At 71.7% G+C, this 23479-nt stretch carries 19 protein-coding genes; 12 read left to right on the top strand and 7 right to left on the bottom strand.

Features of this window, described 5'->3' with window-relative positions; translation table 11 throughout:
* Positions 1 to 100 precede the first annotated feature (100 nt).
* On the bottom strand, positions 101 to 520 hold the full coding sequence (locus tag AC07FV_RS02810; protein WP_053130225.1) for an organic hydroperoxide resistance protein: 420 nt from the start codon (positions 518 to 520) through the stop codon (positions 101 to 103).
* A gap of 171 nt (positions 521 to 691) precedes the next feature.
* On the bottom strand, positions 692 to 1714 hold the full coding sequence (locus tag AC07FV_RS02805; RefSeq protein WP_383642043.1) for an NADP-dependent oxidoreductase: 1023 nt from the start codon (positions 1712 to 1714) through the stop codon (positions 692 to 694).
* A 106-nt stretch (positions 1715 to 1820) separates the two neighbouring features.
* Between AC07FV_RS02805 and AC07FV_RS02800 the strand changes: the two genes are divergently transcribed.
* On the top strand, positions 1821 to 2261 hold the full coding sequence (locus AC07FV_RS02800; protein ID WP_479084155.1) for a MarR family winged helix-turn-helix transcriptional regulator: 441 nt from the start codon (positions 1821 to 1823) through the stop codon (positions 2259 to 2261).
* A gap of 105 nt (positions 2262 to 2366) precedes the next feature.
* Here the strand turns inward: AC07FV_RS02800 and AC07FV_RS02795 are convergent, their stop codons facing one another.
* Positions 2367 to 3104 (bottom strand): SCO2400 family protein, encoded by a 738-nt coding sequence (locus AC07FV_RS02795; protein ID WP_479084153.1) that lies wholly within the window; start codon positions 3102 to 3104, stop codon positions 2367 to 2369.
* Positions 3105 to 3318: 214 nt separating this feature from the next.
* Here AC07FV_RS02795 and AC07FV_RS02790 point away from each other — a divergent pair, with 214 nt between their 5' ends.
* From AC07FV_RS02790 to AC07FV_RS02755, 8 genes are all read left to right on the top strand, one after another.
* Entirely contained in the window at positions 3319 to 4485 is a 1167-nt protein-coding gene (locus AC07FV_RS02790) for a mandelate racemase/muconate lactonizing enzyme family protein (RefSeq protein ID WP_479084152.1), read from the top strand.
* Complete coding sequence (locus tag AC07FV_RS02785) at positions 4482 to 5486, top strand: zinc-dependent alcohol dehydrogenase (protein WP_479084150.1); 1005 nt, start codon at positions 4482 to 4484, stop codon at positions 5484 to 5486. Before AC07FV_RS02790 ends, AC07FV_RS02785 begins: the two co-directional genes overlap by 4 nt.
* A 132-nt stretch (positions 5487 to 5618) precedes the next feature.
* Positions 5619 to 6590, top strand: a complete 972-nt coding sequence (locus AC07FV_RS02780) for a hypothetical protein (RefSeq protein WP_479084148.1) — start codon at positions 5619 to 5621, stop codon at positions 6588 to 6590.
* 140 nt (positions 6591 to 6730) lie between these two features.
* On the top strand, positions 6731 to 7840 hold the full coding sequence (gene chvE, locus AC07FV_RS02775; protein WP_384688138.1) for a multiple monosaccharide ABC transporter substrate-binding protein: 1110 nt from the start codon (positions 6731 to 6733) through the stop codon (positions 7838 to 7840).
* A 32-nt stretch (positions 7841 to 7872) separates the two neighbouring features.
* Positions 7873 to 9423 carry a multiple monosaccharide ABC transporter ATP-binding protein gene (gene mmsA / locus AC07FV_RS02770; protein ID WP_479084146.1) on the top strand — a complete coding sequence of 517 codons (1551 nt, stop codon included), beginning with the start codon at positions 7873 to 7875 and terminating at the stop codon, positions 9421 to 9423.
* Positions 9420 to 10664, top strand: coding sequence for a multiple monosaccharide ABC transporter permease (mmsB, locus tag AC07FV_RS02765; protein ID WP_479084145.1), 1245 nt, complete (start codon positions 9420 to 9422; stop codon positions 10662 to 10664). Before mmsA ends, mmsB begins: the two co-directional genes overlap by 4 nt.
* Before the next feature lie 64 nt (positions 10665 to 10728).
* Positions 10729 to 11877, top strand: coding sequence for an aldose epimerase family protein (locus AC07FV_RS02760; protein ID WP_479084144.1), 1149 nt, complete (start codon positions 10729 to 10731; stop codon positions 11875 to 11877).
* A gap of 161 nt (positions 11878 to 12038) precedes the next feature.
* Complete coding sequence (locus tag AC07FV_RS02755) at positions 12039 to 13667, top strand: pyridoxal phosphate-dependent aminotransferase (RefSeq protein WP_479084143.1); 1629 nt, start codon at positions 12039 to 12041, stop codon at positions 13665 to 13667.
* A gap of 25 nt (positions 13668 to 13692) precedes the next feature.
* Here AC07FV_RS02755 and AC07FV_RS02750 read toward each other — a convergent pair whose 3' ends face one another.
* Positions 13693 to 15126 (bottom strand): family 43 glycosylhydrolase, encoded by a 1434-nt coding sequence (locus tag AC07FV_RS02750; protein WP_479084141.1) that lies wholly within the window; start codon positions 15124 to 15126, stop codon positions 13693 to 13695.
* Positions 15108 to 16076 carry an arabinan endo-1,5-alpha-L-arabinosidase gene (locus AC07FV_RS02745; RefSeq protein WP_479084874.1) on the bottom strand — a complete coding sequence of 323 codons (969 nt, stop codon included), beginning with the start codon at positions 16074 to 16076 and terminating at the stop codon, positions 15108 to 15110. Before AC07FV_RS02745 ends, AC07FV_RS02750 begins: the two co-directional genes overlap by 19 nt.
* A 268-nt stretch (positions 16077 to 16344) precedes the next feature.
* Here AC07FV_RS02745 and AC07FV_RS02740 point away from each other — a divergent pair, with 268 nt between their 5' ends.
* A complete protein-coding gene (locus tag AC07FV_RS02740) occupies positions 16345 to 17907 on the top strand; it encodes a substrate-binding domain-containing protein (RefSeq protein WP_479084139.1) in 1563 nt (520 codons plus the stop codon).
* Positions 17908 to 17980: 73 nt separating this feature from the next.
* Positions 17981 to 18283: a hypothetical protein gene (locus tag AC07FV_RS02735; RefSeq protein ID WP_479084137.1), complete on the top strand. Its 303-nt coding sequence runs from the start codon at positions 17981 to 17983 to the stop codon at positions 18281 to 18283.
* 30 nt (positions 18284 to 18313) lie between these two features.
* Here the strand turns inward: AC07FV_RS02735 and AC07FV_RS02730 are convergent, their stop codons facing one another.
* Entirely contained in the window at positions 18314 to 18961 is a 648-nt protein-coding gene (locus AC07FV_RS02730) for a DUF4360 domain-containing protein (RefSeq protein ID WP_479084136.1), read from the bottom strand.
* A gap of 212 nt (positions 18962 to 19173) precedes the next feature.
* Between AC07FV_RS02730 and AC07FV_RS02725 the strand changes: the two genes are divergently transcribed.
* The gene (locus tag AC07FV_RS02725) at positions 19174 to 21921 is read left to right on the top strand and encodes a glycoside hydrolase family 35 protein (protein ID WP_479084134.1); all 2748 of its coding nucleotides are present in this window, start codon (positions 19174 to 19176) and stop codon (positions 21919 to 21921) included.
* A 40-nt stretch (positions 21922 to 21961) separates the two neighbouring features.
* On the opposite strand, the gene arfA is transcribed toward AC07FV_RS02725, so the two are convergent.
* The gene (gene arfA, locus AC07FV_RS02720; RefSeq protein ID WP_479084133.1) at positions 21962 to 23467 is read right to left on the bottom strand and encodes an arabinosylfuranosidase ArfA; all 1506 of its coding nucleotides are present in this window, start codon (positions 23465 to 23467) and stop codon (positions 21962 to 21964) included.
* Positions 23468 to 23479: the final 12 nt, after the last annotated feature.

The raw sequence follows: 23479 nt of genomic DNA, 5'->3' as shown, positions 1-23479 counted from the left end.
TCCTCGCCCCCCCCCCCCCCCCCCCCCCCCCCCCCCCCCCCCCCCCCCCCCCCCCTCCCCCCCCCCCCCCCCCCCCCGGTGCGTGCGCGGACGAGTCCGGTCAGACGAGCGTCACCGTGATGTTGCCGCGGGTCGCCTTCGAGTAGGGGCAGACCTGGTGGGCCTTCTCCACCAGCGACCGCGCGGTGGCGGCGTCCACGGACGGGATCTCGGCGGAGATCTCGACGATGATGCCGAACCCGTCGTCGTTCTTGCCGATGCCGACCTTCGCGGTGACGGTGGAACCGGTGACGTCGGCGCCCTCCTGGCGGGCCACGACGGCGAGCGCGCCCTGGAAGCAGGCGCTGTACCCGGCGGCGAAGAGCTGCTCGGGGTTGGTGCCCGCGCCGCTGCCGCCCATCTCCTTGGGCGGGTTCACGACCACGTCGAGCTTGCCGTCATCGGTGGCCACCCGGCCGTCACGGCCGTTCTCGGCGGTGGCTACGGCGGTGTAGAGGACCTCGGACTGCTGAATCGGCATTGCGGTTGTCTTCCTCCTCGGTCCGCCGCGACTCGCGCCCACGATCACGACGGATTTCGGAAAGACGCTACCGCATCCCGGAAAGACCGGGAAGGGCGCTCCCGCGCGAGGCCGGCGCCGGGTGCCCGGCGCCGGCCTCGGGGGTTGTTGGCCTCAGGGGCCTTGGGGACCTCAGAGCTTGACGATCATCTTGCCCGTGTTGTCGCCGCGCAGGACGCCGAGGAAGGCCTCCAGGTTGTTCTCGATGCCCTCGACGACCGTCTCGCGGTACTTCAGCTCACCGGAGGCGACCCAGGGGCCGACCTCCTGGACGAACTGCGGCTGGAGGTCGTAGTGGTCGCCGACCAGGAAGCCTTCGATCCGGCCGCGGGTCTGGATGAGACGGGCGAGGTTCTTCGGGCCCGGGGCGGGCTGGGTGTTGTTGTAGACGGAGATCGCGCCGCAGATCGCGATGCGGCCGTCCCGGTTGAGGGAGCCGATGGCCGCTTCGAGGTGGTCGCCGCCCACGTTGTCGAAGTAGACGTCGACACCGTCCGGGGCGGCGGTGCGCAGCTGCTCGCTCACCGGGCCGTCCTTGTAGTTGAAGGCGGCGTCGAAGCCGTACTCGTCGACGAGCAGCTTCACCTTCTCGTCGGAGCCTGCGGAGCCGATGACCCGGGAGGCGCCCTTGAGCTTGGCGATCTGGCCCACCTGGCTGCCGACGGCACCGGCGGCACCGGAGACGAAGACCGAGTCGCCCTCCTTGAAGGCGGCGGTGCGCAGCAGGCCGGCGTACGCGGTGAGCCCCGTCATGCCGAGCACCCCGAGGTACGTCGACAGCGGCGCCGCCTCCGGGTCCACCTTGACGGCGTTCTTCGCGTCCACGGCGGCGTACTCGCGCCAGGCGAAGAAGTGCAGGACGTGGTCGCCCACGGCGAGGCCCTCGGCGTTGGAGGCGACGACCTCGCCGACCGCGCCGCCCTGCATGGGCTTGCCCAGCTCGTAGGGGGCGACGTAGGACTTGGCGGCGCTCATGCGGCCGCGCATGTACGGGTCGACGGAGACGTACAGGTTGCGCACCAGGACCTGGCCCTCGCCCGGGGTGGGCAGCTCCGCCTCGACGAGGGAGAAGTCCTCGGGCTTGGGCCAGCCGACCGGGCGGCTGAGCAGGTGCCATTCGCGGTTGACGGTGGGGAGGGCGGGGGAGTCGGTCATGAGGGCGCCTTTCCGGTGGTCGGGGTCACAGGCGATGTTTCAGCCTCTGAAACAACCATGCGACTGAACATTTCACCTTGTCAAACAAATGGGTACCCTTGTTTCCATGGCCACACCACGCGACACCACCCGCCGACCCGACGCGCTCACCCTGGAAGTCGTCGAGCTGATCGGTGAGGTCGTGGCCCGTTTCCACGCCGACTACGAGGAGGCGGCCGCCGAACGCGCCCTGACCGGGGCGCAGGCCAAGCTGCTCAGCCTGCTGTCGCTGGAGCCGCTGCCGATGCGCAAGCTCGCCCAGAAGCTGAAGTGCGAGCCGTCGAACGTCACGGGGATCGTGGACCGGCTGGAGGCGCGGGGCCTGGTCGAGCGCCGCCCCGACCCCGCCGACCGGCGCGTCAAGGTCGCCGCGGCGACGGAGGAGGGCCGGCGGGTCGCACGGAGCCTGCGGGAGTCCCTGCGCTTCGCCCGGGAGCCGCTGGCAGGGCTGTCGGAGGGCGAACGGGTCGCTCTGCGGGACGCGCTGCGGAGGATGCTGCGGGACTGAACCGGGGGGTGCGTCCGCCCACGTCGGCGGCGGGCGCGCGTCGGCGGTGGCCGGTGACCGGCGGCCACGGTAAGCCTGCTCGGCGGCGGAGGGTGGCGCGAGCCCTCAGGTGCACCACCAAAGGAAGCGGTCGCACGTCTCCGTCGGGGTCGGGGTCGGGGGCGTCGGTGCCGGGGTGGGGGTCGCGGCCGGGGGCGGGTCGTTCGGGGGCGTCGACGGAGGCGGTGTGTTCTCCGGCTCCGGGGCCGTGGGCGCGGACCAGTCCTCGTCCGTGTCCGGCGTCCCCGGGTTCTCGGCCTGGGGGGACCCCGACGACTCCGACTCCGACGGTGACGCCGAGGCCGAGGAGGAGGGGGAGGAAGAGGCGGAGGCGGAGGCTTCGGGGGACTGCGTGCCCGAAGGGGGTGTCGTGCTCGACGTGCCGTCGACCGGTGCGGCCGAGGTCTCGCCCACCTCACGGGTCACCCCGCCGTCCGTCGTCTCGTCCCCGGCGGCCGCCGGTGCCGCCTGGGAGCCCGGGGCGTCCAGGCCGAGTTCCGCGAGGCTCAGGCCGCCGGCCGCCAGGACGAATCCCGCGGCGACGAACAGGGTCCGGCGACGGCGGCGGCGGTGGGCGGCGGCCTTGCGGTCGCGGCGGCCGGCCCGGGCACCGGTGGGAACCTCGTCCGGGGTGCCGTCGGACGCCTCCTCCGCGGCCGGCGGTACGGGCGCCGCGTGCTCCGCGTCCGGCGAGACCTCCGGCAAGTGGCGCTCGGGCGGGTGGAGTTCGTCGGCCGGGGTGCCGCAGCCCGGGCAGGCGAGGGCGCCGTTGAGGTGCCGTCGGCACGGGAGGCAGTAGTCCATGACGCGGGAAGGTTAAGTTCCGCAACAGCGGTGTTCCTAGAGGCCGCTGTGAAGGTTGTGTGGGGAAGCGGTCCGGACCGTTCCGCGCCGCCTCGGGAAACTGCCGAAACCGTTATGTGTCCGACCCATTGACACCCCCGCCGCCCCCTCCTTACTGTCACGCCAGCATTTCGAACGAGTGACGAAATATCGAACACAGCGAGGGGCAACCGCCGTGCGCATCACCGGAATCAGCACACACGTGGTCGGGACGCCGTGGCGCAACCTGACCTACGTCCAGGTGCACACCGACGAGGGCATCACCGGAGTCGGCGAGACCCGGATGCTGGGGCACACCGACGCTCTCCTCGGCTACCTGAAGGAAGCCGAGGCCAACCACATTCTCGGATCGGACCCGTTCGCTGTCGAGGACCTGGTCCGCCGCATGAAGTACGGCGACTACGGCCGGGCGGGCGAGATCGTGATGTCCGGTATCGCCGTGGTGGAGATGGCGTGCTGGGACATCAAGGGCAAGGCCCTCGGGGTCCCGGTCTGGCAGTTGCTGGGCGGCAAGGTCACCGACAAGGTGAAGGCGTACGCCAACGGGTGGTACACGACCGAGCGGACCCCGGAGGCGTACCACAAGGCGGCCCGGGGAGTCATGGAGCGCGGGTACCGGGCGCTGAAGATCGACCCGTTCGGCACCGGGCACTTCGAGCTGGACCAGCAGCAGACGAACTACGCCGTCTCGCTGATCGAGGCCGTGCGGGACGCCATCGGGCCGGACGCCGAGCTGATGCTGGAGATGCACGGCCGCTTCTCGCCCTCCACCGCCGTCCGGCTCGCGCGCGACCTCGCGCCCTTCAAGCCGGCCTGGCTGGAGGAGCCGGTGCCGCCGGAGAACCTCAAGGCGCTGCGGAAGGTCGCCGAGAAGGTCGACATCCCCGTCGCCACCGGTGAGCGCATCCACGACCGGATCGAGTTCCGCGAGCTGTTCGAGGACCAGTCCGTGGACGTCATCCAGCCCGACGTCGGCCACATCGGCGGCATCTGGGAGACCCGCAAGCTCGCCGCCACCGCCGAGACCCACTACACGCTGGTCGCCCCGCACAACGTGGGCGGGCCGGTGCTCACCGCGGCCTCCCTCCAGGTCGGCTTCACCTCCCCGAACTTCAAGATCCTGGAGCACTTCAACGACTTCGCCGACGCGGAGATCAAGAAGGTGGTCAAGGGCGCCCCGCAGGTGAACCCGGAGGACGGGTGCTTCCACCTGTCCGACGCCCCCGGCCTCGGCGTAGAGCTGGACACCGACGCGGCGGCCGAGTTCCCGCAGCAGCAGGCCCGGTTCGACCTGTGGGCCGAGGGCTGGGAGCAGCGCAAGCCGAAGGGGACCGGGGCATGAGCGGCGCGGTCGTCGTCGACGCGCCGGGCGAGCACCGGATCGTGCCGCACGAGCCGCGCGAGCCCGGCCCCGGCGAGGCCCTGGTCCGGGTGCACGCGGCCGGGATCTGCGGCAGCGACCGCGAGGTGTACCAGGGCAACCGCCCGGAGGGGTACGTGCGTTACCCGCTCACCCCCGGGCACGAGTGGTCCGGGACCGTGGAGCGGGTAGGCGCCGGAGTCCCCGCCGGCCTGGTCGGGCGCGGGGTCGTCGGTGAGGGGTTCCGCAACTGCCAGGTCTGCGACCGCTGCCACGCGGGCGAGACGACGCTGTGCACGGCCGGGTACGAGGAGACGGGCTTCACCGAACCCGGGGCCATGGCGCCCACCCTCACCCTGCCCGCCCGGCTCCTGCACGTCCTGCCGGACGGCGCCGACCTCACCGCCGCCGCCCTGCTGGAGCCGGCCGCCTGCGTCGCCGCCGCCGCGCTCAAGGCGAACGCCCGCCCCGGCGAGCGGGTCGCGGTCGTCGGCACCGGGACGCTCGGCATGTTCGCCGTGCAGTTCCTGCGTGCCACGTCCCCGGGCGAGCTGCTGGTCGTCGGTACGCGCGGGGACCGGGAGGCGCTGTCGCGGCGGTTCGGCGCGAGCGACTTCCGGACCAAGGACCAGCCCCTCCCCGACGACTTCGACGTCGTCGTCGAGACCGCCGGGTCCGCCGACGCGGCCCGCACCGCCGCCGCGCTGCTCCGCAGGGGCGGGCGTCTGGTCCTGACCGGCATCCCCGCCCCGGGCGCCGACGGGCTCGACCCCACCGACCTGGTGGTGCGCCAGCTGGAGGTGCACACCGTGTTCGGGGCGCCGCCGGACGCCTGGGCGCACACCGTGCGGGTCTTCGCGGCCGGTCTGCTCGACCCGGGGCCGCTGGTGACGCACGAGCTGCCGCTCGACGGGTTCGCCGAGGCCATCGAGCTGGTGGGGTCCGGCGACCCGAAGGTCGGCAAGGTGCTGCTGCGCCCCTGACCCGCCCCCCGAGCCGTACGCCGGTACGGGGGCGACCTGACGGCCCCCGTACCGGCGTACACCCGTCCGCACGGGCTTCCCGTCCCCAGAGTCGCGAACCCCGTCCGAAATACCGAACATTAAGGACAGCTTGTGACCGACGCTTCCGCCCAGGCCGCCGCACGCAGGCCCGGCGAGCAGGCGCTCGCCGCGCTCGGCCTGGCCGCGCCCGCCCCGGACCCCGCCGACGCCTCGCCGCACTCCTTCCCGGGCGGTGGCCGCTGGCGTACCGAGATCCCGTCCGTCGAGGGTCCCGAGGCGCTGGGAGTGGTGCTGAAGGAGTCCTCGCGGCTGGATGTGCCGATCCACCGGATCAGCCAGGGCAGCGGCGTGTGGATGCTGACCGACGCCGAGATCACCGAGATGGTCGAGGCCACCGCCGAACGCGACATCGAGCTGTGCCTGTTCACCGGTCCGCGCGGCACCTGGGACATCGGCGGCTCCACCCGGACCGACTCGGGCGGCGCGGGCCTCAGGGCACGCGGCCACGACGCGGTCGCCGGGTGCGTCGAGGACGCCGTGCGCGCCACGGAGCTGGGCGTGAAGTGCCTGCTGGTGGCCGACGAGGGCGTGTTGTGGACGCTGCACCGGGCCCGCGAAGCCGGCCTCGTCCCCGCCGACACCACGCTCAAGCTCTCGGCGCTCGTCGGGCCCGTCAACCCGGCCTCGTACGCGGTGTACGAGCGGCTCGGCGCCGACTCCATCAACGTGCCCAGCGACCTGACGACGGATCACCTCACCGAGATCCGGCGGGTTTCGGCCGCGCCCATGGACATGTACATCGAGGCTCCCGACGACCTCGGCGGCTACGTCCGGATGTACGAGGTGGCCGAACTGATCCGGCGCGGGGCCCCGCTGTACCTGAAGTTCGGCCTCTCCAAGACCCCCGGGATCTACCCGTACGGCCACCACCTGAGGGAACTCACGCTGGCCACCGCCAAGGAGCGGGTGCGGCGCGGACGGCTCGCGCTGGACCTGCTCGCGCGGCACGGGGCGGACGGCGACATGGCCCCGCTCGGCTCGCGGGAACCGGGCCCGCTCCACCGGTTCGAGATCTCGTCATAACGTTCCGGAAACGTGCTTCACAAAAGACGACACGACCGCGCACAATCCCACACACACCTGTCATCGGTCGATCCACCCTCAGCTCTTCGCGGGTCGGCACCACCCGACCGAACCCTGCACCCACATCAAGGATGATGACCATGCGCAACCGCAGAGCCGCACTCGCCGCGATGGCCTCCGCCGCCTCCCTCGCCCTCACGCTGACCGCCTGCGGCCAGAGCGGGGAGGGCGGCAGTGAAGAGGACAAGGGCGGTGCCGACGGCGGCACGATCGGCATCGCGATGCCGACCAAGTCCTCCGAGCGCTGGATCGCCGACGGCGCCAACGTCGAGAAGGAGCTGAAGGCCAAGGGGTACGAGACCAAGCTCGTCTACGGCGAGGACGACCCGGACCAGCAGGTCTCCCAGATCGAGAACATGATCACCCAGGGCGTGGACGCCCTGATCGTCGCCGCGATCGACAACAAGTCGCTCAACAACGTGCTCCAGCAGGCCAAGGACGCCGACATCCCGGTCATCTCCTACGACCGGCTGATCCTCGGCACGGAGAACGTCGACTACTACGCCTCGTTCGACAACGAGAAGGTCGGCGAGCTGCAGGGCGGCTACATCGTCGACAAGCTCGGTCTGAAGGCGGGCAAGAAGGGCCCCTTCAACGTCGAGCTGTTCGCCGGCTCCAACGACGACAACAACACCAAGTACTTCTTCCAGGGCGCGATGAACGTCCTGAAGCCCTACATGGACAAGGGCGAGGTGGTCGTCCGCTCCAAGCAGACCGCCCTGAACCAGGTCACCACCCTGCGCTGGGACGGCGGCACCGCGCAGAAGCGCATGGACGACCTGCTCACCTCCAGTTACCGCAGCGCCCGGGTGGACGCGGTGCTCTCGCCGTACGACGGCATCTCCATCGGCATCCTGTCGGCCCTCAAGTCGGACGGCTACGGCTCCAAGGCCAAGCCGATGCCCGTCGTCACCGGCCAGGACGCCGAGGTCGCCTCGGTGAAGTCGATCATCGCGGGCGAGCAGACGCAGACCGTCTACAAGGACCTGCGCCAGCTCGCCAAGGTCGCCTCCAACATGGTCGACGCGGTCCTCAACGACAAGAAGCCCGAGACCAACGACACCAAGTCCTACGACAACGGCGCCAAGGTCGTCCCCGCCTACCTGCTCCAGCCGGTCAGCGTGGACAAGACCAACTACGAGAAGGAGCTCGTCGACGGCGGCTACTACACCGCCGACGACCTCAAGTAACCGGGCTCCCTCAAGGATTGGAAGGCACGACCATGGCGGGACCCGTCCTGGAAATGCGCTCGATCGTCAAGACCTTTCCCGGTGTCAAAGCGCTGTCGGACGTCACGCTGACCGTCCGCCAGGGCGAGGTCCACGCCATCTGCGGGGAGAACGGCGCCGGGAAGTCGACCCTGATGAAGGTGCTCTCCGGCGTCCATCCGCACGGCAGCTACGAGGGGGACGTCCTCTTCGAGGGCGCGACCTGCCGGTTCAAGGACATCCGGGCGAGCGAGCAGCACGGCATCGTGATCATCCACCAGGAGCTGGCGCTGGTGCCGTATCTGTCCATCGCGGAGAACATCTTCCTCGGCAACGAGCACGCCAAGCGCGGACTGATCAACTGGAACGACACCCTCAGGCACGCCACCGAACTGCTGCGCCGGGTCGGTCTCGACGAGCACCCGGAGACCCGGGTCGCCGACATCGGCGTGGGCAAGCAGCAGCTGGTGGAGATCGCCAAGGCGCTCTCCAAGAAGGTGAAGCTGCTCATCCTCGACGAGCCGACGGCGGCGCTCAACGACGAGGACAGCGGCAAACTCCTCGACCTGATCCTTCAGTTGAAGGACCAGGGCATGACCTCGATCATCATCTCGCACAAGCTGAACGAGATCCGCCGGGTCGCCGACTCGGTCACGATCATCCGCGACGGGCAGTCCATCGAGACGCTCGACGTGAAGGCGGCGGAGACGACCGAGGACCGGATCATCAGCGGGATGGTCGGCCGGGACCTGGAGAACCGCTTCCCGGACCGGACCCCGCACCACCCGGAGGAGGGCAGCGCGCCCGCCCTGGAGATCCGCAACTGGACCGTGCACCACCCCATCGACCAGCAGCGCAAGGTCGTCGACGACGTCTCGATCGAGGTGCGGCGCGGCGAGATCGTCGGCATCGCCGGCCTCATGGGCGCGGGCCGCACGGAACTCGCGATGAGCGTCTTCGGCCGCACCTACGGCCGGTACGCGGGCGGCACGGTCCTGAAGGACGGCGCCGAGATCCGTACGAAGACCGTCCCGGAGGCGGTCGGGCACGGCATCGCGTACGTCACCGAGGACCGCAAGCACTACGGCCTCAACCTCATCGACACCATCAACCGGAACATCTCGCTGAGCGCGCTGGGCAAGGTCGCCAGGCGAGGGGTCGTCGACGAGCACGGGGAGCGGCAGGTCGCCGAGGACTTCCGCAAGTCCATGAACATCAAGGCGCCGACCGTCTTCGAGCCCGTGGGCAAGCTGTCCGGCGGCAACCAGCAGAAGGTCGTCCTCAGCAAGTGGATCTTCGCGGGTCCCGAGGTGCTGATCCTGGACGAGCCCACGCGCGGTATCGACGTTGGCGCCAAGTACGAGATCTACACGGTCATCGACCAGCTGGCCGCCCAGGGCAAGGCGGTCGTCTTCATCAGCTCCGAACTGCCGGAGCTGCTCGGTATGTGCGACCGCATCTACACCATGGCCGCGGGGCGGCTGACGGGTGAGTTCCCGCGGGCCGAGGCCTCGCAGGAAGCGCTGATGCGTCAGATGACGAAGGACAAAGAGGTAACCCGATGAGCACGGACGTGACCGCCAAGACGCCGGCCCCCGCGCCGTCCGGCCGGGGCGGGTCGGCCGCCGGGGACGGGCTGCTGCGGCTGATGCTGGACGGCATGCGCCGCAACATGCGGCAGTACGGCATGCTGATCGCCCTCGGCCTGATCGTGGCGCTGTTCGCGGTGTGGTCGGACGGCGACCTGCTGCTGCCGCGCAACGTCTCCAACCTGGTGCTGCAGAACAGCTACATCCTGATCCTCGCGATCGGCATGATGCTCGTCATCATCGCGGGCCACATCGACCTGTCGGTCGGTTCGCTGACCGCGTTCATCGGCGCGATGGCCGCGGTGCTGATGGTGGAGAACGACCTCTCCTGGCCCATCGCGGTGGTGCTGTGCCTGGCCATCGGCGCCGTCGCGGGCGCGGTGCAGGGGTTCTTCATCGCCTATCTCGGCATACCGTCGTTCATCGTGACCCTCGCGGGCATGCTGCTCTTCCGCGGTCTGACCGAGATCTTCCTGGAGGGGCAGACCCTCGGCCCGTTCCCGAAGGACCTCCAGAAGATCGCCAACGGCTTCCTGCCCGAGGTCGGCCCGGACACCAACTACCACAACCTCACGCTGCTGCTGGGCTTCGCGCTGATCGCGTTCGTGGTGTACCAGGAGGTCCGCGACCGCAAGCGGCAGCAGGAGTTCGCGCTCGAGGTGCTGCCGGCCAAGATGTTCCTGCTCAAGCTGGTCGCGCTGGTCTCCGCCGTCCTCGTGGTCACACTGCTGCTGGCCAGCTACAAGGGCGCCCCGATCGTGCTGCTCATCCTGGGCGTGCTGGTGGTCGGCTTCGGCTACCTGATGCGCAACGCGATCATCGGCCGCCACATCTACGCCATCGGCGGCAACCTGCCCGCGGCCAAGCTGTCGGGCGTGAAGGACAAGAAGGTCACCTTCCTGGTCTTCCTGAACATGGGCATGCTCGCGGCCCTGGCGGGTCTGGTCTTCGCCGCCCGCTTCAACGCGGCCTCTCCCAAGGCCGGCCTCAACTTCGAGCTGGAGGCCATCGCCGCCTCGTTCATCGGCGGCGCGTCGATGAGCGGCGGTGTCGGCACGGTCCTCGGCGCCATCATCGGCGGTCTGGTCCTGGGCGTGCTGAACAACGGCATGAACCTCGTCGGCATCGGCACCGACTGGCAGCAGGTCATCAAGGGCGCTGTGCTGCTGGCGGCCGTCGGCTTCGACGTGTGGAACAAACGCAGGGTCGGTTCGTAGGTCCCCCGGGCCCCGCCGACCGAGGCGGGGCCCGCTTCTTTGACGGAAGTACAGGAGCCCGCACATGGAACTGAGCAGACGCACGGTCATCGCATCAGCAGCAGCCGCCGGTCTCGCCGCCTCCGCGGTCGGCGGCACGGCACACGCCACGGGAGGCAGGAAGCCGGTGAAGGAACTCTTCGGCAGGCTCGCCGACGGCACGAAGGTCCACCGCTGGTCGCTGGAGAACGGCGGCACGCGGATGAAGGTGCTGTCCTACGGCGGAGTCGTCCAGTCCCTGGAGGTCCCCGACCGCCGGGGCCGCTACGCGAACGTCTCCGCGGGCTTCGCCGACCTCGACGACTACGTGGCGTCCAGCCCGTACTTCGGCGCCCTCATCGGCCGCTACGGCAACCGCATCGGCGGGGGCCGCTTCACCCTGGACGGCAAGGCGTACCAGCTCTCCGTCAACGACGGCGAGCAGAGCCTGCACGGCGGCGCCCAGGGCTTCGACAAGCGGGTCTGGGACGTCGAGCCGTTCACCGCCGGCTCCGATGTCGGCCTGGTCCTGTACTACACCAGCGTCGACGGGGAGATGGGCTACCCGGGCACGCTCCGCTCGAAGGTGACGTACACCCTCACCCGGCGCGGCGAGTGGCGCGTCGACTACGAGGCCACCACCGACCGGGCCACCGTCGTCAACCTCACCAGCCACGTCTACTGGAACCTGGCGGGCGAGGGCAGCGGCACGATCGAGGACCACGAGCTGTCGATCGCCGCGTCCCGCTACACGCCCACCGACGCGGGCCTGATCCCTACGGGCGAACTGGCGAAGGTGTCCGGCACGCCCTTCGACTTCCGCCGGGCCAAGGCCGTCGGCCGGGACCTGCGCGACGCCCACCCGCAGCTGGTCACCGCCAAGGGCTTCGACCACAACTGGGTGCTGGACAAGGGCGTCACCGACCGTCCCGAGCACGTCGCCACCCTGCGCGACCCGGCCTCCGGCCGCACCCTGCGCATCGCGACCGACCAGCCGGGCCTCCAGTTCTACTCGGGCAACTTCCTCGACGGCACCCTGACCGGCACCAGCGGCTCCCTCTACCGCCAGGGCGACGCCCTGTGCCTGGAGACGCAGCACTTCCCGGACTCCCCGAACCAGCCGTCGTTCCCCTCGACGGTGCTGCGGCCCGGGCAGACGTACCGGACGACGACGGTGCACTCGTTCGACGCGTGAGGCCGTCAGGCGGCGCGTGAGGCCGTCCGGAGGCGCACAGGGGCGTGCGGGGGCGCACGAGGGACACACTTTCTTCACACGCGTTGAACGGTGTCCCTCCCTCCCCCGTATGTAGGGGCGGCCCGCGCTCCCCCGCGGGCCCCCCACCGACGGAGGTCCACTTGTCCGGCAACGTCACCTCGCTGTTCCGCAGCACCGCGGCACACAGCCCGTCGATGGCGGCGCTGGCGCGGGAGAGCGGCGGGGCGGGCGCCGGGCCGGTGGACTTCTGCATCCCCTGCAACCCGTACTTCCCCACCCCGGCGATGTTCGACGAGATGGCCGGCCGGCTGCGCGACATCATCACGTACTACCCGAGCAGCGCCGACACCATCACCGCCGAGCTGTGCAGCCTGCTGCAACTGCCCCCGCAGTGCGTGGCGATGGGCAACGGCTCCACCGAGCTGATCACCTGGATCGACCACCTGCTGGTCCGCGAGTCCCTCGCCGTCCCCGTCCCCACCTTCGGCCGCTGGACCGACCAGCCGATGGAGACCGGCAAACGGGTCGACATGTTCCCGCTCCAGGAGTCCGGCGGCTTCGCCCTCGACCTCGCGCGCTACGCCGAGTTCATCCGGGCCCGCGGTACCCGGACGGTGGTGGTCTGCAACCCCAACAACCCCGACGGCGGCTATCTGCACAAGCAGGCACTCGTGCAGTTCATGGACGCGATGGCCGACCGGGACCTGGTGGTGGTCGACGAGTCCTTCCTGGAGTTCGCCGACGCGGAGGCCGAGCCCAGCGTGGTCCAGGAGGCGATGCTGCGGCCCAACGTCGTCGTCCTGCGCAGCCTCGGCAAGAACTTCGGCCTGCACGGCATCCGCTTCGGCTACCTGGTCGCCAACCCGGCGCTCGCGGGCCGGGTGCGCGCCATGCTCCCCAAGTGGAACCTCAACTCCTTCGCGGAGCACGTGGTGTTCATGCTCCGCGACCACGGGCCGGAGTACGCGCAGAGTCTGCACCAGGTACGCCGCGACCGCCTGGAGATGTCCGGTCAACTGTCGGCGCTCCCGGGCCTGACCGTCTACCCCTCCCAGGGCAACTTCCTCTTCGTGCGCCTGCCCGTGGGCGCCGAGGGCACCGTCGTCCGGGACCGGATGCTCACCGAGCACCGGGTCCTGGTCCGCGAGTGCGGCAACAAGATCGGTTCGTCCAGCCGCTTCCTGCGTCTCGTGGTGCGCCCCCAGGCCGACGTCCGTCGCCTGGTGTCCGGCCTGGAACAGGTGCTCTACGGGACCGGGAGGGGAGCCGCCGTGCCCGAGCCCGCCACAGGGACCGGTTACAGCTCGGGCACGGCGGTGGTGGACCGCCTGCTGAGCCAGACCGACGGCGCGGGCCTGCGGGCGCTCGCCGACGGCGGCTCCACCCCGGGACCGGCCGTCCCGGCGGCCCCCGGCACCGGCATGCCGCTCCCGGCCGCGGTGCCCGTCGCCCCGGCGGCGGCCGCCCTCGGCCCGATGCCGGTGCCGGCACCGCCGCCGCAGGTCCCGCAACCGGCGCCGGTCCCCCACCCGGCGCCGTACCCCGGGCCGGTGCCGGTCCCCCACCCGGCACCGGTCCCGCAGCCCATGCCCGCCCCGGCCCCCGCGGCGGACCCCTACCCGGCACCCACCCCGCCCGGTGTCCCGGCCCGCGGCGGCCTCACGGCCGCCCAGGTCAGGGGCACCAACGGGCTGGAGTCGGTACCGGCGACGGGTTGGCCGGCCCAGCAGCACTGGCCGAACGCGGCGGGCATGGGCCGCACCGGGTGAGGGCGCGGGGCCGGAGCGGTGCGCCCTACACCGGGTCCAGCCGCCACTGCTGACAGGCGTTGTTCAGCCAGGACCACTGCCGTACGTCGGCGGAGTCCGCGGTGGAGCAGTTCGCGACGTCGGCGACCTTGCCGGTGGCCCGGTTGACGATCCGGACGTGGCCGCCGTCGGTGGCGAGGAACCGGAACCGCTGACAGGTGTTGTCCAGCCAGGACCACTGCCGCAGGTCGGCGCCGTCGGCGGCCGAGCAGTCGGCGGTGTCCAGCACCTTCCCGGTGGCCGCGTTGAGCAGCCGGTGGGTGTCGTCGCCCAGGTCCTCCAGGCGCCAGCGCTGGTGGGCGCCGCCGTTGCAGGTGTACTGCCGCACGTCGGCCCCGTCCGCGGCCGAACCACCGGTCACCTCCAGGCACTTGCCGCTGTTGCGGTTGGTGACGGTGTAGGTCCTGCGGACCGTGGACGGCTCCCCCGAGGGACCGGGCAGGGCGGCCCCCAGCCGGACGGGCGTACCCAGGTCCGGGGTGCCGTCGGCGTTCCAGGTGAACTTCTGCGCCCGCGCCGTACGCCCGTTGTCGCAGCCGTCGGTGGCGGCGTCGTTGGCGTGGTAGACGATCCAGCTCTCGGTGCCGTCCGGCGAGGTGAAGAAGCCGTTGTGGCCCGGGCCGTAGACGCCGTTGCCGTCACTGCGCTGGAAGAGGGGCGTGGACTTCTTGGTCCAGGAGGACGCGGACGTCGGCGACGGCCCGGTCAGTTCGAGCTGCCCCAGCTTGTAGTCCGGGGTCCAGCAACCGCTCGCGGAGTAGACCAGGAAGGTCCTGCCGCCCCGCCGGAGGATCTCCGGCCCCTCGTTGACCGGGGCGCCGGAGCGTTCCCAGTCGTACGTCGGCGTGGAGACGGTGGTGAAGGAGGAGCTGACCGTGTACGGGTTCGACATGCGCGCGGCCACGATGTTCTGCGTCCCGGCGTGCGTGCTGCCGAACAGGTACAGCTGCCCGTCGATCGCCGCGACCGTGGGGTCGAGCATCCAGGCCGGGTTGAGCTGCCCCCGGTAGGTGTACGGCCCCGTGGGGTCCGAGCCGGCGCTCTCCAGGACGTGGCTGCGCTGGGTCGGGTTGTAGTCGGCTACGTTCTGGCCGGCCACGTAGTAGAGGTACCAGCGCCCGTTCAGGTGGTGCAGTTCGGGGGCCCAGATGTTGCAGCAGCGGGAGGCCGCGTCGCCCTGCCACACCTGCACACTCGGCGCGGTGGAGAGCCCGGCCAGGGTCGGGGACCTCCGCACGGTGATGACGTCGCTCCAGCTCGTCGACACCAGGTAGTAGTCGCCGTCGTGGTACGTGATCCAGGGGTCGGCACCCTTCTGCGCCTTGACCGGGTTGGCGAAGGAGGCGGCGCTCGCGGACGGCTGGCCCAGCGAGAGGGCGAGCAGCAGCGCGGCCAGCAGGGTCAGTAGGCGACGGGCCATCCGCTGCTCCAGTTCAGGAGGTTGATGCCGAGCTTGGGCGTGCCGTTGTCGTTTCCGTCGTAGTAGTGGTAGACGATCAGGTCGCCGTCGACGTCGTTCGTGATCGACTGGCCGCCGGGGCCGATGACGCTGCCGTGCGACTCCAGGACCGGCGTCCCGCCGTTGTTCATCATCGAGACGCCGTTCCTGTCGCGGTACGGCCCGGTGACGCTCGTGGCGCGGCCCACCTTGACCTTGTACGTGGAGCCGGTGCCGGCGCAGCAGGTGTCGTACGAGGCGAAGAGGTAGTAGTAGCCGTTCCGCTTGACGATGTACGGGGCCTCGACGGCCTTGGTCCCGGAGGGCCGGGAGGCGATCGAGTGGCGGGTGGTGTCGGACGAGAGCTGCTTGCCGGTCGACGGGTCGATCCGGATCATCTTCAGCCCGGTCCACCAACTGCCGAAGGACAGCCACCACTTTCCGTCGTCGTCGACGAAGAGGTTGGGGTCGATCGCGTTGTAGTCGCTGGAGGAGGCCGACGTGTAGACGATGCCCTGGTCGCTCCAGCTGCCCGGCCGGCCGGTGGTGGAGGTCGCGAGGCCGATGGCGGAGGTGTTGGAGCCGAACTTCGAGACGGAGTAGTACATCAGGTACCTGCCGCCGTGGTACGAGACGTCGGGCGCCCAGGCCTCCGGCACGCTGGAGTAGCGGGACCACCAGCTCGGCCGGGAGCCGAAGGCGTCCGCGCCGGCGGCGAAGGCGGTGCGGTCGGAGGAGGTCTTGCTGCTGATCCCGCCGCCGGTGGCGTAGAGCTGGTACTGCCCGGACGCGGTGCGGATCATCGTCGGGTCGTGCGTGACGACCGAGCCGGTGACCCGGCCGGGGCCCGGGTAGGCCGACGCCGTGGTGGGGACGAGCGCGAGCAGGGCGGCGGCGGGGAGGGCGAGCAATGCGGTACTCCTGCGCTTCATGGTCGCGAGGGTCATGGGGGGAACGCTCCTTCGTGTCCGGAATTTCGAACAGCGATCGCCTTTTCGGACGGGAACGTAGAATCGAACCCCTTGCGCGTCAATGGTTCGCGCGCCGCCGGTGACCGACGTCCGGGAAACACCGCCTTTCTCAGGTGACGCGCCGGTGAACACCCGACGGACGGTCGGCCCCGCGCCGCCCGCCCACGCCCGCCTGCCGTCACCATGGCCTCCCCGTCCCTGTACGTCCGTCCTGCCTCGGGAGTCGGTCATGAACGGTGTGCCGTGGGAGTTGGTGATCGCCGTGCTCGGCCTCGCCGTGCCCGTGATCGCCGCCCTGTGGGAGTTCTTCCTGGCGGGGCGCAAACGGCTCGGCTACCGCGTGCAGCTGGACACCACCGTCCGGGACTCGTCCACCTCCGGTCCCGAGACCCGCGTGTTCCAGCGGATGCAGTGGGACGGCAGGACGCTGGCCGACCCGTCGGTCGTGCTGCTGCGCATCGAGAACGCGGGCTGGTCCCCGATCGTCGAGGGCGACTACGTGGCGCCCGCCACCGACCCGGTGGGCGTGAGCATCGCCTTCCCGGGCCGCCGGGTGGTCGGCATGGCCGTGACCGAGCGCAGCCGCCACGTGCCGCGCAGCTTCTTCACGCCGGACCGGCCCGGGTTCGCCGCCACGGACGGCATCATCCGGCTGCCGAAGGTGATACTCAACCGCCGGGCCCACTACAAGGTGCTGGCCGTCCTGGACCGCGAGGAGGGCTTCACCGAGCCCGAGTTCCCCGACCCGGAGGTCACCGCGGGCGTCGTCGGCGGGGTGCGCGGCGGGACCGCGAGGAAGACCGAGTACTACCCCTTCGCGTCCCGGCCGGTGCGCTGGCTGCTCGCCGTCCTCGTCCTGGTGAGTGTCGCCCAGTCCGCGGCCACCTTCGCCCGCGGCGAGGACCCGGTCGCCGCGCCGCTGGACTGCGCCCGCGGGACGCTGCACCTGTCGGGCTCCACCGCCTTCAGGCCGGTGCTGGAACTGGCCGCCGCGCAGTACACCAGGACGTGTCCGGACGCCCGGATACCGCTGTCCGACGACTCGTTCCGGGGCAGCGTCCCGGGCCTCGACACCCTCGCCGCGGCCGGCACGAAGGCGGCGCCGGACGGGACCGCGGGGCTGGGCGACCGGCTTGCCTTCAGCGACGGGCCCAAGACGGAGGGCCGTCCGGAGCTGCTTCCCCGGCCGGTCGCCCTGTCGTTGTTCACCCTGGTCGTGAGCGAGGACGCCGGGGTACGGGACCTGTCCCTGCGGCAGGTGCGGGACATCTACGCCGGGAGGATCACCAACTGGAGCCAGGTGAAGGGCCGCGACCTGCCGGTCCAGCTGGTCAGCCGGCATCCGGGCTCCGGCACCCGGGCCGCCCTCGAACAGCGGGTCCTGGGCGGCCGGCCGCTGCCCGCGGTCACCACGAACGACTGCCGGAGCCTGGACGCCGCCCGGCCCGGGCGCTGCGAGGTCGGCGGCACACCGTCCCTGCTGGACACCGTCGCCTCCACGCCCGGCGCCCTCGGCCACAGCGAGGTCGGCGCCGCCGCCGGCCACGAGGGCGTGCGGCAGGTCCGCATCGACGGCTGTCCCGCGACGCTGGAGGGCGCCGACCAGGGTGCGTACCCCTTCTGGGAGACCGAGATCGCCTACACCTACGGCGAGCCGCCGGCGGACTCGATCGCCGCGGGATTCCTGCGCTACCTCGCCGACGAGGTCGGCAAGGACGTCATCCGCTCCAAGGGCCACCGCCCCTGCGCCGAACTCGACAAGCCCCTGGTGTGCCGTCCGGACGGGCCGTGAGGCGTCGCCTTCTACGCTTGGCCCGTTCGGACGCGCCGGCCCCCTGAACCGGCCTCACGGGAAAGGCACTTGGATGAGGATCGGACGTCGGGTCGTCGTCGTGTGGGCGGGATTCTGCCTGGCCGGTGTCGCCGCCACCGCCGCGCTCGGCGGGGAGCCGGACGCGGAGGGGACGCCGGGTCCGCCCGAGGAGCCGGCGCCGACGGAGACGTACGCCGTCAACTGCGAGGAGGTCGCCGACCTCCTCGAACAGGCGCGCGCCGAAGCCGCACGCGAGCGGGCGGAGAGCGACGGGGTCACCCGGTACCTCACGGCGTGGTCGGCGCCCGAGGAGTGCGCCGACGAGATCGAGGCGCGCGGGCCGGCCGACCGGTGACGCCGGCCCGCGCCCTTCGTCGGTCGGCCGTCAGGACTCGGGGCACTCCTTCCACGCCAGGTGGTAGACCGTGCTGATGTCGCCGTCGGTCGAGTCCATCGTCATGAAGCTCACCTCGGCGGGGTCGGACGTCCCCGTGCTCACCCGCAGCTCCGTGTTGATGTTGAAGTTGCGCTGGACCCCGCAGGGCGCCCACACCAGCTGGGCCCAGTCGGTGGTGTCGGTGGCCTGCCAGTTGTCGTCGTAGGGGCCGCTGAAGGGGTGGGTGCGGTACTCCGTGTTCGGGGAGCCCTGGAAGTAGTACGAGGCCCGCTGGGTGCCCTTGGCGCCGGGCTGGAGGGCGGCGAAGCCGCGGTAGTCCGCGCTGGCGACGGCGTAGGTGAAGCCCTGGGGCACGTGCACGAGCAGGTTGAGCTGGCAGTTCTTGCGGAAGGCCGTGGGGGCGGAGTCGCCGCCGGCCTGGGCGAGGTAGTCGCTGTAGGTGACGGTGAAGGCGGTGTTGTCGTCGGAGACGGCGACCGCCGCCGTGCCCTGGGGACAGCCGGAGCCGTTCACGGTCGCGACCTTGATGACGATCTTGTCCGGCGGCGGGTCCTCGAACCCGTCGGCGGGCTGCGCCGGCAGCGCGGAGGTGAGGAGCGCGGCGATCGTGCCGCTCAGGAGCAGGCCGGTGGCCATGGATCTCCCTCTCGGTTCGGTGGGGGGTGGGTGTTGTTGAATGCGTCCGCCATCTACACATGTTGTGCACATGACATACACAGAACGGTCGCATCGTAGGCACCCCCGCAGGACGCGAACAGCTGGAAGTCCGGCCATTTAACGCATCGCCGGGTCCTTGTGGAGAATGGCCCGGCAGCGCAGCAGGAAGTACGGCAACAGGAGAGGCTCCCTTGGAGCTCAGCAGGCTCAGCAGACGAGCGTTCAGCGCCCTCGCGGGCACCACCGTCCTCGGTCTCTCGCTCGGCGGCAGTGTGAGCGGCCGGGCGCTGCCCGCCTCCGGCGCCGCCGGCCCCGCACCCACCGGGCCGCCGCCCGGGCCGCCCGGCGCCGACGGGGTGCGCCACCGGGTCGCCCTGGACCGGTACAGCCTGCTGGTGGACGGCAGACGCCTGAGCCTGTGGTCCGGCGAGCTGCACCCCTTCCGCCTGCCCAGCCCCTCCCTGTGGCGGGACGTCCTCCAGAAGATGCGGGCGTACGGCTACAACGCGGTCGACGTCCGCCTCGCCTGGAACCAGCACTCCCCCGCCCCCGGCTCCTACGACTTCACCGGCGTCCGCGACCTGGACCTCTTCCTGCGCACGGCCGCCGAGACCCGCCTGTACGTCGTCCTGCACCCCGGCCCGCGCATCGGCGCGGACGTGGACGCCGGCGGCCTCCCGGGCTGGCTGCGGTCCGCCGGGGGCGAGGCCGGGACCACCGACGCCGGGTACGCGCGCCACGCCGACGAGTGGCTGAGCCGCGTCAACGCCGTCGCCGCCCGGCACCAGTACACCCGCGGCACCGGCACCGTCCTGCTCTACCGCGCCGACGCCCCCGACCGCGCCGGCCTGACCCGCCTGCACGACCGGCTCCGCGCCGACGGCATCGAGGTGCCCGTCCTGCACGCCGGCGCCCCGGTCCCCCGGGGGGAGGCCGAACACGGCCGCGACGCCGCCGAGGCGCGGCGCGTCCACCTGGCGCACCTCGCGCGGGGGGTCACGCTGCACAGCGTGCGCACCGCGTTCGGCGGCACCTCCTGGGGCTGGCTGGCCGCCTCCTCGGCACCCGAGCCCGCCTACGACCCCACCGCGGCGATCGACGGGGCGCGCCGGCCCACGGACCGGCTCGCCCCGCTCCACCAGCTCGGGCACCTGCTGCGCCACGTCCCCGACTTCACCCGGCTCGACGAGGCCCCCGAGGTGAGGGCCGCGGACGCCCGCCTCCAGGTGCGGCACCTGGCCAACCCGGACACCGGCACCCACGCGTACGTCCTGCGCAACGACTCCGCCGCCGACGTGACGTCGACGCTGCCGATGGGCGGGACCGACGTGGAGGTCACCGTCCCCGCCCGCGACGCCCGGCTGTACGCCACCGGGCTGCCCGTGGGCTCGGGCCGGAAGCTGGCGTACGCCACCGTGCAGCCCATGGCGACGCTGAGCGTCGGACGGCTGGACATCGCCGCCTTCACGGGCCGGGCCGGGGAGATGGCCCACCTGGTGCTGGACTGCCCGCACGAGCCGTGGCCGACCCGGCTCGACGAGGAGGCCGCCTGGGCGTACGACCACGGCAGACTGCACGTCACGGTGCCGCTGCGCGAGAACGGGCTGACCCGGGTCCGCATCCGCAGCGGTGAGTCCGACCGCACCACGCTGCTGCTCTTCGCCGACGACGCCGCCTCGCTGCGGCTGTGGCCGTACGAGACCCCGTCGGGCCGCGTCCTCGTGCACGGCCCGGCGCTGCTGCGCGACGTCGCCCTGGACGGTGCCACGGTCAGGCTGACCGGTGACACCGTCGAGGAGTGCTCCCTGGAGGTGTGGGCGCCCCGCGGCATCACCGACGTGACCTGGAACGGCGAGCCGGTGAGCACGTCGGTCAGCCGCGCCCACAGCCTGCTGGCCACCTGGCAGCTGCCCGGGGTGCCCGAGCTGGTGCTGCCCGCCCTCGGCGGCTGGCGGCGCCGAGCGGAGAACCCGGAGTCCGCGCCGGACTACGACGACTCCGGCTGGCGGACCGCCGACCTGCGGACCTCGCACGGCGCGACCCCCGTGCCGGACGGACAGCCCGTGCTCTTCGCCGACGACTACGGCTTCCACTACGGCGACGTCTGGTACCGCGGCCGGCTCACCGCGGCCGCGGGCCTGGAGTCCGTGTCCCTCGCCTACCGCACGGGTGCGCGGGGCCTGCTGATGGCATGGCTGGACGGGGAGCCGCTGGGCACGCACCGCGCGGGCGGGGAGGGGGAGGCGGGCACGTGGGCGGCCACGGCCCGCTTCCGGCTGCCGGCCGCGCTGCGCGAGCGCCTGCGGCGACGGCCCGACGCCGGTGCCTCCCCCGTCCTGTCCGTCCTGGTCCGGCGCACCCGGCAGGGCCAGGACGACCCTCGGTCGGCCCGCGGTCTCGTCTCGGCCGCCTTCGAGGGGGCGTCACCGAAGGCGGAGTGGCGGATCCGGGGCGCGGTCGCGCCCGACCCCGTGCGCGGCCCGCTCAACACGGGCGGGCTGTACGGGGAGCGGCACGGCTGGCACCTGCCCGGGTACGACGACGGAGGCTGGGAGGCGCTCTCCCTCCGGGAGGGCGCCCGCGGGGACCGGCGCCAGGGCGTGACCTGGTACCGGACCACCTTCCGGCTGGACGTCCCGCCGGACGTCGACGCCTCCGTCGGCCTGGTCCTCGACGCCGGGGGCCGCGGCAACCGCGCGCAGGTCTTCCTGAACGGCTGGAACCTGGGCGAGTACGCGGGCGACCTGACGGACTCGCCGGGGACCTTCGTCCTGCCGAACGGCATCCTGCGCACCCGCGCCGCCGCCAACACCCTGGCCCTCGCGGTCCTGTCGGGCGGCGACACGGCCCCGGGGCCGGGCCGGGTACGGCTGGAGCTGCTGGGCAGCGCGGCCGGATGGGTGCCGGTGGAACCGGTCGCCTCCCCCGGCCGACGCTGACCCGGCACCGCCGGCCTCGGCCGCGCCGCCCCTCCGTTTCTCAGCGCAGCCGGATCACGTTCCAGGACAGCGGCTCCAGCGAGGCGGTGAGCCTGCCGTCCGCCAGGGCCGTGCCGTCGACCGGGTGCGGGGCGACCCGCTCGGGCTCGGCGAGCGTGTTGCGGGCGTCGGGGTCGGCGTCCGCGAGGGCGCTGTGCTCGACGACCTCGGTCAGGTCCAGGCCGCTCAGGGCGACGTCCAGCGGCAGGGCTTCGGTGCGGGAGCGGTTGACGGCGAAGACGGTGACGGAGCCGTCCTCGGCGCGCACGGCGGTGGCGTGCAGCAGGTCGGCCTCGCCGTACTTCTTCGTCTCGTACGTCGGCGAGTCCACCCGCACGTCGAGGACCTCGCCGCGGCCGTGGCGGGAGGCCTGGGCGAAGGGGAAGAAGGTCGTCTGGCGCCAGGCGGGGCCGCCCGGCTCGCTCATGATCGGGGCGATGACGTTGACCAGCTGGGCCAGGCAGGCGACGGTGACGCGGTCGGCGTGCCGCAGCAGGGCGATGAGCAGCGAGCCGAAGACGACCGCGTCCATGACGCTGTAGTTGTCCTCCAGCAGGCGGGGCGCCTCGGGCCAGTCGAGGGCGCTCACCTCCGCCTGCGTCTTGGCCATGTACCAGACGTTCCACTCGTCGAAGGAGAGGTTGATCTTCTTCTTCGACTTCAGGCGGGCGCCCACGTGGTCGCAGGTGGCGACGACGTTCTCGATGAAGGACTCCATGTCCACGGCGGAGGCCAGGAAGGAGTCGACGTCGCCGTCGAGCGGCTCGTAGTAGGCGTGCAGGGAGATGTGGTCGACCAGGTCGTACGTCTCCTCCAGGACCGTCGCCTCCCACGCGGCGAAGGTCTCCATGGACTGGCCGGAGGAGCCGCAGGCGACCAGTTCGACGCCGGGGTCGATCTGGCGCATCGCGCGGGCGGTCTCGGCGGCGACGCGGCCGTACTCCTCGGCGGTCTTGTGGCCGGTCTGCCAGGGGCCGTCCATCTCGTTGCCGAGGCACCAGAGCCGGATGCCGAAGGGGTCCTTGTCGCCGTGCTCCGCGCGCAGGTCGGACAGGGCGGTGCCGGCCGGGTGGTTGGCGTACTCCTGGAGTTCCAGGGCCTCGGCGACGCCCCGCGTTCCGAGGTTGACCGCCATCATGGGCTCGGCCTGCGGGCCTATCTTCCGCAGGAAGGCGATGAACTCGGAGAGGCCGAAGCGGTTGGTCTCGGTGGAGCGCCAGGCCAGGTCGAGACGGCGGGGGCGGTCCTCCACCGGGCCGACGGAGTCCTCCCACTTGTAGCCGGAGACGAAGTTGCCGCCGGGGTAGCGGACGGCGGTGACGCCGAGTTCGCGGACGAGGTCCAGCACGTCCTGGCGCAGGCCCGCGTCGTCGGCCGTGGGGTGTCCGGGCTCGAAGACGCCGGTGTACACGCAGCGGCCGAGGTGTTCCACGAAGGAGCCGAAGAGGCGGGGGTTGACGGCGCCGACGGTGAAGGCGGGGTCGAGGGTGAAGCGGGCGGTACGCATCTTTTCCTTTCG

Source organism: Streptomyces sp. NPDC045956, assembly GCF_056430705.1.
The sequence above is the reverse complement of the archived record's forward strand: the minus strand, read 5'-3'. Positions and strand labels throughout refer to the sequence as shown.